At 59.0% G+C, this 15,053-nt stretch carries 16 protein-coding genes; 8 read left to right on the top strand and 8 right to left on the bottom strand.

The genetic code is table 11. The features are described 5' to 3' along the window. Window positions 1–180: 180 nt before the first annotated feature. Both AC5SEO_RS11265 and AC5SEO_RS11260 read left to right on the top strand, forming a co-directional pair. Window positions 181–2,031, top strand: a complete 1,851-nt coding sequence (locus AC5SEO_RS11265) for an ABC transporter ATP-binding protein (RefSeq protein ID WP_013636605.1) — start codon at window positions 181–183, stop codon at window positions 2,029–2,031. A gap of 251 nt (window positions 2,032–2,282) precedes the next feature. Beyond that, the gene (locus tag AC5SEO_RS11260; RefSeq protein WP_419459972.1) at window positions 2,283–4,259 is read left to right on the top strand and encodes an ABC transporter ATP-binding protein; all 1,977 of its coding nucleotides are present in this window, start codon (window positions 2,283–2,285) and stop codon (window positions 4,257–4,259) included. Window positions 4,260–4,272: 13 nt separating this feature from the next. Here AC5SEO_RS11260 and AC5SEO_RS11255 read toward each other — a convergent pair whose 3' ends face one another. Then, a complete protein-coding gene (locus AC5SEO_RS11255) occupies window positions 4,273–5,205 on the bottom strand; it encodes an endonuclease/exonuclease/phosphatase family protein (RefSeq protein ID WP_112290417.1) in 933 nt (310 codons plus the stop codon). 310 nt (window positions 5,206–5,515) lie between these two features. Here AC5SEO_RS11255 and petA point away from each other — a divergent pair, with 310 nt between their 5' ends. The 5 genes from petA to AC5SEO_RS11230 all read left to right on the top strand — a co-directional run bounded on the left by petA (window position 5,516) and on the right by AC5SEO_RS11230 (window position 9,404). Next, window positions 5,516–6,094: a ubiquinol-cytochrome c reductase iron-sulfur subunit gene (gene petA, locus AC5SEO_RS11250; protein ID WP_003513514.1), complete on the top strand. Its 579-nt coding sequence runs from the start codon at window positions 5,516–5,518 to the stop codon at window positions 6,092–6,094. Window positions 6,095–6,108: 14 nt separating this feature from the next. Then, complete coding sequence (locus AC5SEO_RS11245) at window positions 6,109–7,392, top strand: cytochrome b (protein WP_019565206.1); 1,284 nt, start codon at window positions 6,109–6,111, stop codon at window positions 7,390–7,392. A gap of 22 nt (window positions 7,393–7,414) precedes the next feature. Continuing rightward, on the top strand, window positions 7,415–8,299 hold the full coding sequence (locus AC5SEO_RS11240) for a cytochrome c1 (RefSeq protein WP_003513510.1): 885 nt from the start codon (window positions 7,415–7,417) through the stop codon (window positions 8,297–8,299). Window positions 8,300–8,378: 79 nt separating this feature from the next. Further along, window positions 8,379–8,771, top strand: coding sequence for a GFA family protein (locus AC5SEO_RS11235; RefSeq protein WP_003513508.1), 393 nt, complete (start codon window positions 8,379–8,381; stop codon window positions 8,769–8,771). Between the two features lie 90 nt (window positions 8,772–8,861). After that, the gene (locus AC5SEO_RS11230; RefSeq protein WP_003513506.1) at window positions 8,862–9,404 is read left to right on the top strand and encodes an adenine phosphoribosyltransferase; all 543 of its coding nucleotides are present in this window, start codon (window positions 8,862–8,864) and stop codon (window positions 9,402–9,404) included. 13 nt (window positions 9,405–9,417) lie between these two features. Here the strand turns inward: AC5SEO_RS11230 and AC5SEO_RS11225 are convergent, their stop codons facing one another. The 4 genes from AC5SEO_RS11225 to ychF form a co-directional block, all read right to left on the bottom strand. Further along, window positions 9,418–10,053 carry a class I SAM-dependent methyltransferase gene (locus AC5SEO_RS11225; RefSeq protein WP_065687145.1) on the bottom strand — a complete coding sequence of 212 codons (636 nt, stop codon included), beginning with the start codon at window positions 10,051–10,053 and terminating at the stop codon, window positions 9,418–9,420. A 63-nt stretch (window positions 10,054–10,116) separates the two neighbouring features. Continuing rightward, the gene (locus AC5SEO_RS11220; RefSeq protein WP_003513502.1) at window positions 10,117–10,584 is read right to left on the bottom strand and encodes a MaoC family dehydratase; all 468 of its coding nucleotides are present in this window, start codon (window positions 10,582–10,584) and stop codon (window positions 10,117–10,119) included. Next, window positions 10,581–11,054 (bottom strand): MaoC family dehydratase, encoded by a 474-nt coding sequence (locus tag AC5SEO_RS11215; protein WP_003513500.1) that lies wholly within the window; start codon window positions 11,052–11,054, stop codon window positions 10,581–10,583. Before AC5SEO_RS11215 ends, AC5SEO_RS11220 begins: the two co-directional genes overlap by 4 nt. 321 nt (window positions 11,055–11,375) lie before the next feature. Then, complete coding sequence (ychF, locus tag AC5SEO_RS11210; protein WP_003513497.1) at window positions 11,376–12,479, bottom strand: redox-regulated ATPase YchF; 1,104 nt, start codon at window positions 12,477–12,479, stop codon at window positions 11,376–11,378. 253 nt (window positions 12,480–12,732) lie between these two features. On the opposite strand from ychF, the gene clpS reads away from it, so the two are divergent. Next, window positions 12,733–13,044, top strand: a complete 312-nt coding sequence (clpS, locus tag AC5SEO_RS11205) for an ATP-dependent Clp protease adapter ClpS (protein ID WP_003513495.1) — start codon at window positions 12,733–12,735, stop codon at window positions 13,042–13,044. Window positions 13,045–13,055: 11 nt separating this feature from the next. Here clpS and AC5SEO_RS11200 read toward each other — a convergent pair whose 3' ends face one another. The 3 genes from AC5SEO_RS11200 to AC5SEO_RS11190 form a co-directional block, all read right to left on the bottom strand. After that, window positions 13,056–13,508: a GNAT family N-acetyltransferase gene (locus AC5SEO_RS11200; protein ID WP_038491777.1), complete on the bottom strand. Its 453-nt coding sequence runs from the start codon at window positions 13,506–13,508 to the stop codon at window positions 13,056–13,058. Window positions 13,509–13,514: 6 nt separating this feature from the next. Then, entirely contained in the window at window positions 13,515–14,231 is a 717-nt protein-coding gene (gene pth / locus AC5SEO_RS11195; RefSeq protein ID WP_003513491.1) for an aminoacyl-tRNA hydrolase, read from the bottom strand. 102 nt (window positions 14,232–14,333) lie between these two features. Next, entirely contained in the window at window positions 14,334–15,047 is a 714-nt protein-coding gene (locus AC5SEO_RS11190) for a substrate-binding periplasmic protein (RefSeq protein WP_013636596.1), read from the bottom strand. Window positions 15,048–15,053: the final 6 nt, after the last annotated feature.

Raw genomic sequence — 15,053 nt, 5'->3', positions numbered from 1 at the left:
CGGCCCCAGTAGTGCAGCTGCTGGCCTAGGTGTTACCCCCGCGGTTCGACCGCGTTTCCCATAGTTTGATTCGTCATGTGGCTGTTGCGGCCATATCCAATACTTTTCTGTTCCGTCGTGAGCCATATTTGCGCTTGCTCACGTTTCACGATGGGGCGATTGCTTGCCGGAGCTTGGCCTATGTTTGGCTGGTTTGAAAAACGCCTTGATCCTTTTCCCTCTTCGGCGCCGTCTGTGCCGCCGAAGAAGCTTTTGCCGTTCGTGTGGCATTATGTGCAGCCCGCATGGCCGTGGCTCCTGCTGCTCGGCCTGATGTCCATGGGTATCGCCGTTGCGGAAGCCATGCTCTACAAATTCCTCGGCAGCATCGTCGACTGGCTTTCCACGGCCAATCGCGAGACGTTTTTTGCCGATGAGGGCTGGCATCTGATGGTCATGGCTGGGCTGGTGCTCTTCCTGCTGCCACTGATGGGCGCTATCCACACCATGACGATGCACCAGACGCTTGCCGGCAATTTCGGCATGATCGCGCGCTGGAAGATGCATCGTTTCCTGCTGCGCCACTCCATGAACTTTTTTGCCAACGAATTTGCAGGCCGGGTTTCGACCAAGGTGATGCAGACGGCGCTGGCGATCCGCGAAGTGGCGCTGAAGGTGATCGACGTGTTCGTCTACGCTATCAGCTTCGTCGTCTCGATGCTGTTCATGGTTGCGGCCGCAGACTGGAGGCTGGTCATTCCGCTGCTGGTGTGGCTCGGCATCTATATGGGTATCCTCACCTATTTCGTGCCGAAGCTCGGCCGGCTCGCACAGGAGCAGGCCGATGCGCGCTCGATGATGACGGGGCGTATCGTCGACAGCTATACAAACATCTCGACGATCAAGCTGTTTTCGCATGCGGGCCGCGAGGAAAGATATGCGCGTGAGGGCATGAACGTGTTTCTCGGAACCGTTCACCGCCAGATGCGCAAGATTTCCGGCTTCAACATCCTGATCGACCTCAACAATGCGGTCGTGCTGTTTTCCACGGCCTCGCTCGGTCTTTATTTCTGGATGCAGGGTTCGGTCACGGCCGGCTCGGTTGCCATTGCCATAAGCCTTGCCATGCGCGTCAACGGCATGTCGCAATGGATCATGTGGGAAGTCACCTCGCTGTTCGAAAACATCGGCACCGTCTATGACGGCATGTCGATGATGACGAAGCCGCACGACATCGTCGATGCTCCGAAGGCGCCTCAGCTTGCGGCACCGCAGGGCGCGATCCGTTATGATAACGTCCGCTTCCACTACGGCAAGAACAAGGGCGTGATCGACGGGCTGACGCTGGATATCAAGCCTGGCGAGAAGGTCGGGTTGGTCGGGCGTTCCGGTGCGGGCAAGACGACGCTGATGAACCTGCTTCTGCGCTTCTACGATCTGGAAGCGGGCAAGATCACCATCGACGGACAGGACATCTCCAAGGTGTCGCAGGACAGCCTGCGCGAGTTGATTGGTGTGGTGACGCAGGATACTTCGCTGCTGCACCGTTCGATCCGCGACAACATCGCCTATGGCCATCCCGAGGCCACCGACGAGCAGGTGATCGCGGCGGCAAAGCGGGCGAATGCCTGGGACTTCGTGGAAACGCTTGTCGATATGCATGGCCGCCAGGGTCTCGATGCCCAGGTGGGCGAACGCGGTGTAAAGCTGTCCGGTGGCCAGCGTCAGCGTATCGCCATTGCCCGCGTGTTCCTCAAGAACGCGCCGATCCTGGTGCTTGATGAAGCGACCTCGGCGCTCGACTCGGAAGTCGAGGCGGCGATTCAGGAAAATCTGTTCTCGCTGATGGAAGGCAAGACGGTGATCGCGATCGCCCACCGTCTGTCGACGCTGACCGAAATGGACCGGCTCATCATCCTCGACAAGGGCCAGATCGTGGAATCGGGCAGCCATGCGGAACTGGCGGCGATGGGCGGTATCTATGCCGATCTATGGCGGCGACAGTCCGGCGGCTTCATCGCCGACCACGAAGCGGAAGTGGCTGCCGAGTAAGGAGAGCTCGAAGGGCGGGAAGCATGGTTTCCCGCCCTTTCGTTTGCGGTTCGCGTTGTCTATGTAGGCGAGTTAAACCTCTCCTCCGTCATGCCGGCCTTGAGCCGGTTTCCAGCCACGGCGCGTCTGCGCCGTGAAAGGAGTCTCGGCGATCAAAGACTTGAATCGCGCTTGACCCCGGATCTAGTCTTTGGTGACGGAGTGAGGATGCTGCGAGTGCGCGAAATCCAGGTGGATCTATCCAGAGCCCGGTGGAACATTCTTCGCCCTTTTTCATTTCCCGAACGTTACCGAAATATAATCTCTTCCCGAACGCTCTGCGGCTGTTCCCGCTCCGGGAATCCGCCTATATCCGGATCATGGTCATTACCCGCATCTTCGAGTTTTTCGAGAACTGGATAAAGCCCTTCGCCCGAAAGGACGATTTGCGGCCGCCGGAAAAGACGTCCGGTTTCATCTGGTTCTATATCTCGCAGGCCAAGGCGCCGTTTCTTGCCATGCTGGTGCTGGGCGGGTTGACGGCTGCGATTGAGGCTGCGCTTTTCTGGTTCGTCGGGCGGCTGGTCGACATTCTCTCGACCGTCAAGCCGGAAGAGGGCTGGTCTGGACTGCTGTCAGCCCATGGCGGCGAACTCGTCGGCATGCTGGTATTGATCGGCATCGTGCGTTTTATCGTCACCATGGTGACCGCGCTGGTGGACCAACAGATCATCACGCCCGGCTTTTACAATCTAGTGCGCTGGCAATCGTATATGCATGTGGCGCGGCAATCGCTGACCTTTTTCCAGAATGATTTTTCCGGCCGCATCGTCACCAAGGTCTGGTCGGGCGGGCAGGCGGCAGGCGATCTTGTCACCTCGCTGATGGAAAGCGTCTGGTTCGTCGGCATCTACTCCGTCTCGATGCTGCTGCTGATCGGCGGACTGGACTGGCGGCTTGCCGTCGTCGTCCTCGTCTGGGTGCTGATCTTCTCGCTGCTGGCGCGTTATTTCGTGCCGCGCATCCGCTCCCATTCGAAAGAAACGGCGGAGGCAGCCTCCATGCTTTCCGGCCGGATGGTGGATGCATACAGCAATATCCAGACGCTCAGGCTGTTCGGGCGCGACGATGCCAATGACCGCTACATGCGGCAGGGCTTCGATATCTTCCAGAACGCAACGATGACGTTCACGCGGTTCATCACCGGTGTGCGCGCCTCCATGGCGCTGCTGTCGGGTGTGATGATCACGTCGATGGCGGCGCTGTGTATCGACCTTTGGCTGTCCGGCAAGATCAGTTCCGGCGCTGTCGCGTTCACGCTCGCACTGGTTCTGCGCCTCAACTTCCTGCTCGGGCGATTGATGACGCAGTTCAACGGCATCATGCGCAATTTCGGCACGGTGCAGAATGCGGCGGAGCTGATTTCGCAGCCGATCGGCCTCGTGGACGCGCCGGATGCGACAATGCTGGACGTGAAAAGTCCAAGTATCCGCTTCGAAAACGTCAGCTTCCATTATGGGCGGGCGAATGGGGTCATCGATAATCTTAATCTCGATATCAAGGCGGGGGAGAAGGTCGGCATCGTCGGACGCTCCGGCGCGGGCAAATCCACCCTCGTCAATCTGCTGCTGCGGTTTTACGATGTCGAGAAAGGCCGCATCCTCATTGATGGGCAGGATATCGCCAAGGTCACCCAGGAATCACTGCGCGCCCATATCCGCATGGTCACGCAGGATACATCGCTGCTGCACCGTTCTATCAGAGACAACATCATGTTCGGGCGCACGGATGCCACCGAAGCGCAATTGCTGGAGGCGACGCGCCGGGCCAAGGCGGATGAGTTCATTGCACGGCTGGAAGACCAGCGTGGACGCACGGGTTTCGACGCGCATGTTGGCGAACGCGGCGTGAAATTGTCCGGCGGTCAGCGCCAGCGCATCGCCATTGCCCGCGTGATGCTGAAGGATGCACCGATCCTCGTCCTCGACGAGGCGACGTCTGCGCTTGATTCGGAAGTAGAAGCGGCGATCCAGAGCAATCTGGATGAGTTGATGCAGGGCAAGACAGTGCTGGCCATCGCCCACCGTCTTTCAACGATTGCTGCTCTCGACCGGCTGATCGTCATGGATCAGGGCCGTATCGTCGAGCAGGGCAGCCATTCAGATCTCGTCTCGCAGGGCAGACTTTATTCGGAACTCTGGGCGCGACAGTCGGGCGGCTTCCTTGCTGTGGAAGAGGCGGCCCAATAGGGCCTGTCGCCAGCTATTTCCCGATCATGAAATCCGCCATCAGGCCGAAATGATTGGAACCGAGGCTGTCGGGCAGACGGGTGGTTTTCAAGAGCGTGGCCGGTTCGCGGGCGAAGATATGGTCAATCGCGATGCCGAAGCGACCTGCCTTCGTCGGCCATGTGGCGGGTTCCCATGGCGCTTTCTTCAGGTCGTTGGCGGCGAGGAAGTCGCGCATGTCGGGAGCGATGCTGGCCGAATTGAAATCTCCGGCCAGAATGAGCGGCCCGGTGACACGAAAGAGAATTTCGCTGACTTCGTCCAGTTCGTCCCGGTGATAGTCGTCGAAATAGGGTTTGGTGATGTGACCTGCAGCGAGCGTCAGCTTCGTGCCGTCGAAATCGATGCTGGCGATGGCGAAACGGTCGCGGCGCAGATCGCTGAGGCTATGGAAACGGCCCTCCAGCAGCGGTCGCTTCGACAGAATCAAAAGATCACAGGTCGGTGTTCCGGCATAACAACCGAGCCTGTGGGGGTAGGTTTGCTGCAGACGCGGCAGAACCGATTCCAGCGCAGCCGCCTCGAACAGATAGACAGCATCCGCGTCTGATTCGAGAATCCTGTCGGCAATCGCATCCGCATTGGCGGCGTTATCCATCAATACGTTTAAGGACAATAGCCGGAAGGGTCTGGCGCCAGGTGCCGCATTGGCGCTTGTCGAGAATTCCATGAGCATGGCGACGGCGTGGATGGCGAGCGCAAGCGACCAGATGATGAGGAAAGCGGAAATCGCGTCACGCGTCAGCCAAAATACCAGGCATGACACCAGGATACAGACGAAGGCGATGTGAAGCTGGAAACTGGTGACGAAGGCTAAAAGCCAGAAATCCGTCACATAACGCAGGCTGGCGATGAAAAGTACGGCAGCCACGACCGTGGAGACCATGCACGAGAGCTTCGCCGTCATCCGAATCCCTGCTTTCCAAGCTCTCCCTTGATGTCTCGTAACATGCCGCAAGGGTGGGCACAATGTTGCCCGCTTGCCGGGGCTTAGGAAAAAATGAGAAACAAATCCGCCCCTTCTGGCAGAATTACGGCAGCTTTGTGTGCTTTGCTCTTGCCAAGTCAGTCAATATTTTGCGATCAAACAGAATGACGCGGTTTCTCAAACGCCGCGAGGATGACCGAGACGGTGGGACGGAGATTGTCTTGGATCAAATCATAGCGGGAGGACTCATGCGATTTACGGCAAAAACAGCGCAGAGGATGGTGTAGCGGTGAGCGAGCACGTAACCAATCACGACGCCTCGGGTGAACCGACCCGTCGCGATTTTCTTTATCTAGTAACCGGAATGACGGGCGCCGTTGGTGCCGCCGCAGTGGCGTGGCCCTTTATCGACCAGATGCGTCCAGACGCATCGACGCTGGCGCTTGCCTCCATCGAGGTGAATGTCGCGGCGGTCGAGCCGGGCATGTCGCTGACCGTGAAGTGGCGCGGCAAGCCGATTTTCATCCGTAACCGCACGGAGAAGGAAATCGGCGAAGCCAATGCGGTCGCTCTTGCCGATCTCAAGGATCCGGTGGCGCGCAACGCCAACATTGCCCCCGACGCGCAGGCGACGGACATTGACCGTTCCGCCGGTCAGGGCAAAGAAAACTGGATCGTCATGATCGGTTCCTGCACCCATCTCGGTTGCGTTCCGCTCGGCCAGGCCGGCGATTTCGGCGGTTGGTTCTGTCCCTGCCATGGCTCGCATTACGATACGGCGGGCCGCATACGTAAGGGCCCGGCGCCGCAGAACCTCGCCATCCCGACATTTGCATTCACATCCGATACCGTGATCAAGATCGGATAAGGGGACAGATATTTATGAGTGGTCATTCCAGTTATCAGCCGTCCACCGGCATCGAGAGGTGGATCGATTCGCGGCTTCCCTTGCCGCGCATGATCTATGACAGCTTCGTTGCCTATCCTGTCCCGCGTAATCTGAACTACGCCTACACATTCGGCGCGATGCTGGCTGTCATGCTGATCGTGCAGATCCTCACCGGCGTCGTGCTTGCCATGCATTACGCCGCTGAAACGACGGTTGCCTTCAATTCCGTCGAAAAGATCATGCGCGACGTCAACCACGGCTGGCTGTTGCGCTACATGCACGCCAACGGTGCGTCGTTCTTCTTCATCGCGGTTTACCTGCACATCGCCCGTGGACTTTATTACGGCTCCTACAAGGCGCCACGCGAAATCCTCTGGATTCTCGGCTGCGTGATCTACCTCCTGATGATGGCGACGGGCTTCATGGGCTACGTGCTGCCGTGGGGCCAGATGTCCTTCTGGGGCGCCACGGTCATCACCGGCTTTTTCTCGGCTTTCCCGGGTATAGGTGAGTGGATTCAGCAGTTCCTGCTCGGCGGCTTTGCGGTGGACAATCCGACGCTCAACCGCTTCTTCGCGCTCCACTACCTGCTGCCCTTCATGATCGCGGGTGTCGTCATCCTGCATATCTGGGCGCTGCATGTGACCGGCCAGACCAATCCGACCGGTGTGGAAGTGAAGAGCAAGACCGATACGGTACCCTTCACGCCCTATGCGACGTTGAAGGATGCACTCGGCGTTTCGGTGTTCCTCATCGCTTATGCGTGGTTCGTCTTCTACATGCCGAACTTCCTCGGCCACCCTGATAACTACATCATGGCGGATCCGTTGAAGACACCGGCGCATATCGTGCCCGAATGGTATTATCTGCCGTTCTACGCGATGCTGCGCGCCATCACCTTCAATATCGGGCCGATCGATTCCAAGCTCGGTGGCGTTCTCGTCATGTTCGGCGCAATCATCGTGCTGTTCTTCCTGCCCTGGCTCGATACCTCGAAGGTTCGCTCCGCCGTCTATCGTCCCTGGTACAAGCTGTTCTTCTGGCTGTTCGTGGTCAACGCCATCCTGCTCGGCTGGCTGGGTTCGCGTCCGGCGGAAGGCCTTTATGTCATCATGTCGCAGATCGGCACGCTTTATTACTTCGGTTTCTTTCTCGTCATCATGCCGATCCTCGGTCTGGTCGAAACGCCGCGGCGTATTCCGAATTCGATTACCGAGGCCGTTCTGGAAAAGAACGCCGCCAAGAAGACTGCCGCGCCAGCGGCCGCCCAAGTCTGAGCGCGAAGGAAGGATGACGACAATGAAGAAGCTTGTAACGAGCATCGCGCTTATCGCTGCCATCGGCTGTTCCGCCGCCGCTTTTGCGGCGGAGGAGAGCCACGATCTCGCCACCAAGACCGAGCATGCGATCGCCGGCGGTCACTTCCCGGTCATCAAGCCCGAGGAGCAGAGCTGGTCTTTTGCCGGACCTTTCGGCAAATACGACAAGGGCCAGCTGCAGCGCGGCCTGAAGGTCTACAAGGAAGTCTGCTCTGCCTGCCATTCGATGAGCCTCGTTTCCTTCCGCACGCTGGGCGATCTCGGTTATTCGGAAGAGCAGGTGAAGGCCTTTGCTGCGGAATATGAAGTGCAGGACGGGCCGAACGCCGACGGCGAAATGTATAATCGCAAGGCTGTGCCTTCCGACCATTTCCCCTCGCCATTCCCGAACCACGAAGCGGCTGCTGCTGCCAATGGCGGAGCTGCACCACCGGACATGTCGCTGCTTGCCAAGGCGCGCGGCGTGGAGCGTGGCTTTCCGCAGTTCGTCATCGACATGATTCCGATCATCGGCGGTTATCAGGAAGGCGGCCCGGACTACATCCATGCGCTGCTGACCGGATACCAGGACGCGCCCGCCGGCGTTGAAGTGTCGGAAGGCACGCATTTCAACCCGTATTTCGCCAGTGCCGTGGCGCTGAAGATGGCGCCGCCGATCAGCGCCGATCAGGTGACTTACGACGACGGTGCGCCGCAGACGGTGGATCAATATTCCAAGGACGTGTCCGCTTTCCTGATGTGGGCCGCAGAACCGCATCTGGAAGCACGCAAGCGCACCGGCTTCATGGTCATGGTGTTCCTGTTCATCTTCACGGCGCTGATCTATCTCACCAAGAAATCGGTCTACGCCAACAAGGAACATTGACCGGCTTCAAATGCCTGCAATCATTGGCCCCCATGGTCTTGCCCTGGGGGCCTTTTCATGTGTCGAAGGAGGATGAGAAATGGCGAAAGTCCGGAGCGGTGGCTGCCTGTGCGGTTCCGTCCGTTTCGAGGCCACGGGTGAACCCGGCAATCCGCACAGCTGCTCCTGCGATATCTGCCAGCGGCACTCCGGCGCTTCCAGCCTTGCCTGGGTGGAGTTTGCGAGCGATGCAGTGGTCTGGACGGGAGAGCGCGGTGCGCCCATGGTTTTCCGGTCTTCCGATTATTCCAGCCGTGCGTTTTGCGCAGTCTGCGGCAGCACGCTTGGCGCCATCGACGATGCACCGACTGTCGCCCTCGTTTCCGGCTCTTTTGACGACAGAAATGACGAGGCGCTACGGCCTCTGTCGCATTCCTTCGCGGATGTATGCCCGGTCTGGGCGCGGATCGAGGGAATGTCGGGGCAGGAATGAGCGACGGTCCTTTTTAGTTGGTCCGCAGCCACCAAGTTGATAGGGTGGCCCGAACCTTCTGATCCATTTCCCAATCTAACTGGAAATACCATGACCGTTATCGCTTCGGAGCTTTCCGCTGCCATCCGCTCCATTCCCGACTATCCGAAGCCGGGCATCATCTTCAGGGACATCACGACTCTGCTTGGCAATCCGCGCGCTTTCCGCCGTGCCGTGGACGAGCTTGTGCAGCCCTATGCGGGGACGAAGATCGACAAGATCGCTGGCATGGAAGCGCGTGGCTTCATTCTGGGCGGAGCGGTGGCGCACCAGCTTTCCGCCGGTTTCGTGCCCATCCGCAAGAAAGGCAAGCTGCCGCACACCACCGTGCGCGTGGCCTACAGCCTTGAATATGGTGTCGACGAAATGGAAATGCATGTGGATGCCGTGCAGCCGGGCGAAAAGGTGATTCTGGTCGACGACCTGATCGCGACCGGCGGCACAGCCGAAGGCGCGGTCAAGCTCTTGCGGCAGATGGGCGCGGAAATCGTTTCGGCCTGCTTCGTCATCGATCTGCCCGATCTCGGCGGCCGCAGGAAGCTGGAAAACCTCGGTGTCGAAGTGCGGACACTGGTGGAGTTTTCGGGGCATTGAGGCCGGTTTCCGGCTAGGAATGTTGCGACAGGCCGGCGTTTTTTCCGGTCTTTCGTAGTGCGATCCATGTCCAGTGGACGCCCATGGCGCGATTACCCGCCTGAATGGAAGCAACTTCTACCTGTCGTATCAACGTGAACCCCAGACGGGCTGCATTGCCCGTCGTTTCCGCTGGTGAAATGGAAAAAGCACGGCGGCCTTCGGGTGCGGGGCCGTGACGCAGGGACATGATCAGCAATCCGCCCTCTGCCGTCATCTCCGAGAGGCTTTCCATGGCGGTTTGCCGTGCCTCGTCATCGATATGGTGCCAGACGCCGCACAGCGTAACCAGATCGAACGGGCCGTGGCGGCGCGCTTTCATCAGATCGGGCAAACAGTCGTCAAGCCAGGTTATCTTGTGCGAGAGGTGCAATCTCTTTCCGGGTTCACGCAGTTCCTTGACCGGCTCTATCGCCAGAACATCATGGCCGCATTCGGCAAACCAGGCGGCATCGCGACCGGTGCCGCTGCCAATATCCGCGACGCGGGCCGGTGTGACCGGCAACAGATCGATGACCGGTGCGTAGATTTCCCGGCAATCCAGTCCATCGAACCTGGCAATCAGGTCCGGCGTTGCCGCTTCAGCATAACCCTGTAGGATATCGTTCATTCTTGCCTTCCCGCCGCGACGCCGATTCCGAGGGTATCGCGCGCGGGCTATCTCGGCCAGCCGCTATTCGAACTCCAGAACCCCGCTCTGGAAGGTCATCACGGTTTCTCCGGACTGGTTCACACCCTCGTTGAAGGTGGTGTTCAGCCAAACCCCGGCTCTTGATTCCAGCGGTCGGGCATCGAGCAATGTGACGAAATAGGTCACGTCGTCTCCGGCGAAAACCGGCTTTTTCCATTTGAGTTCACGAAAGCCGGGGGAGGGGCCAAGTTTCGGCGGTTCAAGGCCAAGTTGTTTCAGCCTCTTCACTTCCTTGCCCCAATGGGAAAGGAAACATTTCATCCAGCCAGCGCCGGTGTGCCAACCGGAAGCGCAGAGCGCGCCGAAGACGCTGTTTTTCGCCGCTTCGGCATCGAGATGAAAGGGCTGCGGATCGAAATCGCGGGCGAAACGGACAATGTCTTCGGCGGAAAAATGCAATGTGTCGAGGGTGACGCGTTCGCCGATCGGGGAAAGTTCTGCCAGTCTCATGCCGCAAGGCCTCCGTCCGCACGCATCAGGAACATCACGGTGTTTTCGCCGTGCGATACCAGAACGCCGCGCTGGTTATAAAGCTCATGGCGAAACTTCACGAGGCCGATGCCGGGGCGTGAGCTGGAGGTGCGCTGTTCCAGAACAATGGATTTTCCCGAAAGCGTATCGCCAGCCAGAACCGGCTTTTTCCAGTCGACATAATCGATGCCGGGGCTGCCTTGCGATGTCGAATCGCTGATATAGCTCTCCGCCATCATTCGCATCAGCAGGGCGCAGGTGTGCCAGCCGGATGCCGCCAGCCCGCCGAGAATGCTCTGGCGGCCAGCCTCTTCGGACAGATGCATGGGCTGAGGATCGAACTCGCTGGCGAATTCGATGATTTGTGCTGCAGAAATCGATTGCGGTCCCAGGGGAAATTCCCGTCCAACGGAAAAATCCTCATAGGCATATGTCGCGACCGGCGCCATGGCTTCCTCCCTTGCCTAGTCGATGTCACCGGCATCTAAAATGATTTTTCCCTTTACGTAAAGGTCAAATCGAGAGTGCGTTTGCGGCATAGGGAGATGCTGTTGAGAGAGCGAGTGCGTCATGCTGCCTTCTCCCAGTGGAGGAGAAGGCCGCGATAGCGGAATGAGGGGCAAGGGTCGTGAGATTCGCCAGCGTTGCCTCCTCATCCGATCCTCCGGGCTATCTTCCCCCGCCGGGAGAAGAAACAAGCCACAGGTCTGTGTCACTTCGGTCAGCGCGTCAAAAGACGCGATGTGACCGCCGCCGCGCTTAAGACCAGATCAGGTATTAAAGCGGAAGTGGATGACGTCGCCGTCCTGGACGACATATTCCTTGCCTTCGTCGCGTCCCTTGCCGGCTTCCTTGGCACCAACTTCGCCCTTGTAGGCGATGTAGTCGTCATAGGCGATGGTAAAGGCGCGGATGAAGCCGCGTTCGAAATCGGTATGGATGACGCCGGCGGCAGCGGGCGCTTTGGTGCCGCGCACGATCGTCCAGGCGCGCGTTTCCTTCGGGCCGACGGTGAAATAGGTGATGAGGTCGAGCAGGTGATAGCCGGCGCGGATCAACCGGTCGAGACCGGCTTCGGTGAGCCCGAGGGCCGAGAGGAATTCTTCGGCTTCATCGGCCGGAAGCTGCGCGACTTCGGCCTCGATCGCCGCCGAGATGATCACGCATTCGGCGCCCTGTTGCTTTGCCATCTCCGCGACAGCCGCGGTGTGCTCGTTGCCGGTGGATGCGTCGGCTTCAGAGACGTTGCAGACATAAAGCACCGGGTGCGACGTCAGGAGATTGAGGCCCTTGAGGATTTCGATTTCCTCGTCCGCCAGTGTCTTCAAAAGCAGACGTGCCGGTTTTCCGTCGTTGAGCAGAGCAATTACGGCTTCCATCACCGGCAGTTGGGCCAAGGATTCCTTGTCCTTGCTGGTGGCGCGCTTGCGCGTCTGCTCGACACGGCGTTCCAGGCTTTCGAGGTCGGCGAGCATCAGTTCCGTCTCGATCGTGTCGGCATCGCCAACCGGATTGATGCGGCCTTCCACATGGGTGATGTCGTCGTCCTCGAAGCAGCGCAGCACATGCACGACGGCATCGACTTCGCGGATATTGGCGAGGAACTTGTTGCCGAGACCTTCACCCTTCGATGCGCCGCGCACCAGGCCGGCAATGTCCACGAAGGAAATGCGGGTCGGAATGATTTCCTTCGATCCGGCAATGGCCGCGAGCTGCTGCATGCGGGGGTCCGGCACGGCAACTTCGCCGGTGTTGGGCTCGATGGTGCAGAAGGGATAGTTGGCGGCCTGCGCGGCCGCCGTTTTCGTCAGCGCGTTGAAGAGGGTGGACTTGCCGACATTCGGCAGCCCGACGATACCGCATTTGAAGCCCATGGCTTGAAACCTGTCCGTTTGAAAGAATTCGTTGAGGAGCCTTTTGCGGAAAGGGCAGGGCAAGGTCAAGCCCGGGGGCCGATTTGGGCGGGCAAAGCCCCGCGAATGGCGCGGAATTTTGCGCGAGTGCGGGGCCGGGGTTGTCGATGCTGCGGTTGCGGCGCAATATGCGCCGGTCGAGCAACCGATCTTTCGTCATCAACGGGGATTTTCCCCATGGGCTACAATTGAGTGACAATCACGGGCGACAATGATGAGTGACAGTCCTGTTGATCTCAAACCGAAACCGAAAGTCAAACCGAAGCTGGAGCGGCCTAAGCTCTACAAGGTCATTCTGCTGAATGACGACTATACGCCGCGCGACTTCGTCACCCTGGTGTTGAAGGTCGTTTTCCACATGGGCGAGGACACCGGCCACCGGGTGATGATGACGGCGCATCGCTTCGGGAGCGCGGTCGTCGTTGTCTGCGAGCGCGACATTGCCGAGACCAAGGCCAAGGAGGCGAACGATCTTGGCAAGGAGGCCGGGTTTCCGCTGATGTTCACCACCGAGCCGGAGGAGTGACGGCTTTATGCTCAATCCCGCCGGATCTGAAAACCCGTCTTGTTCTGAATGAAACCGCAGCTTTCGTAGAAGGCATGTACCTCAGGACGCTGCCGGCCGGTCAGCAGCATCACCTTGTAGCAATTTGCGGCAAAGGCGGTCTCGATGGCGTGGCGCACGACTGCGCGGCCATATCCCCGGCCGCGACGGGTTTCCAGCGTCACCACATTTTCGATGAAGGCATAGGGACGGGCAGCGCGCGTCAGGTTCGGGATGACGAGAAGCGTGGCGGTTGCAACGGGTTCCTGGTCTTCCATGGCAAAGAACACGGTGAGGCCGGGTTGGCCGAGCATGGCGGCGAAAACCGTGCTTGCCTCTTGCGTCGTCAGTTGCGGGTCCGAAGGGTTCAGCGCCTGGTAAAGTTCGAGCAGTTTCGGCAGATCGTCCGGGCCAGCTTTGCGAAGGCTCATGGTCTCTGAAGACATCTGCGCTCAATCCTTCTTGCCGAACATCCGCTTCAGCATCTCCGCCATCGGCCCGGTTTCCGGCAGTTTTTTCGGTTGGGCGTTGTTGCGCGCCTGATGGATGTGGGATTGCGCGGCGGGCTTGGCCGCCTTGGCCGGTTTTTCCGTTTCCGGCTTGCTGCCGGTGGCAAGCGCCAGCTTGTTCATCAGCTGCGAATCCTCTGATTTCACCAGCATGGCGGCATTGTCGGCAATGGCGTCCAGCAGCGGATCGAGCCAGACGCGGTCGGTCTTGGCGAAATCACCGAGAACGTGGCCATGCACTCGTTCCTTGTCGCCGGGATGGCCGATGCCGAGGCGCAGGCGGCGGTATTCCTTGCCGCAATGGGCGTCGATCGATTTCAGGCCATTATGGCCGCCATGGCCGCCGCCGGTCTTGATGCGCGCGCGGCCTGCAAGCAAATCGAGTTCATCATGGATGACGATTATGTCTGCCGGTGCAAGCTTGAAAAAACGCATGGCCTCGCCGACGGATTCACCCGACAGGTTCATGTAGGTGAGGGGCTTCATCAGCAGAACTTTCTCACCGCCTATTTCGCCTTCGGAAATCTCCGCCTTGAATTTCCGCGCCCAGGGCGAGAAGGAAGGCAGGCGCTGCAGCGCATCCACGGCCATGAAGCCGATGTTGTGACGGTTTCCCGCATATTGGGCGCCGGGGTTACCAAGGCCTGCGATGATCTTCATGGAGCATGTCCGCTTTTTTGCCTGACGATGCTGTTGTCACCACCCCGAAATGTTCCGGCTGTCAATCTTTTTATGGATTTTTTGGATGTGGCGAGCGGGCGCTCAAGGGCTGACGAGTTTGTAGCGGTCGAATATGCTCTGTTGCGTTCCATCGGCGATCAGTCTGTCCAGGCGCGCCTGCAATTTTGCAATGACCTCGTCTGGAACGCTTTTGTTGCATGCAAGACCCAGCTGTTGCCGCGCCAGCGTTATCACTTCCCTGAATTTGCCTGGGGGTTGGCTTTTGAAAGTGCTTTCCGACATGGGCATCAGGTCGATGCGGCCTGCGTTCAGCTTGTGAAGCGTGATTTGGAAATCAGCGCCGACATCCACATGCTCGAAACCGAGGTTGCCAAGAAGGACCTCGGTGTAGTCGCCACGCTGGGTGCCGACCCGGTATTTCCTCGCGTCTTCCAGACTGGAGACGTTGATATCCGCATTCTGGCGCGCCACGAGGATGTTGCGGTCGCTATGGATCGGTGAGACCCATTTGAAAAGCTTTTCCCGTTCGGGCGTTCTCGCCGTGGCAAAGACGCAATGCATCGCCTTCGTTGTGGCCAATGCGATTGCCCGCGCCCAGGGCATGACGGCAACCTCGTAATCGGTGCCGGTATCCTCAAGTACGATCCTGAGCTGGTCGATATAAACGCCCGCCACGCTGCCGTCGTCGTTTTGCAGATTATAAGGCGGGTAAACCTCGGTGGTCAGGAAAAGCTTGGCTGCGCTGGCCGGGCCGGCAAGAGCAAGAAAGATCAGACAAAAGCGGATCAATCCCATGGCTGC

This window comes from Agrobacterium sp. K11, from assembly GCF_059429395.1.
This window is presented reverse-complemented; position numbering and strand designations above follow the sequence as displayed.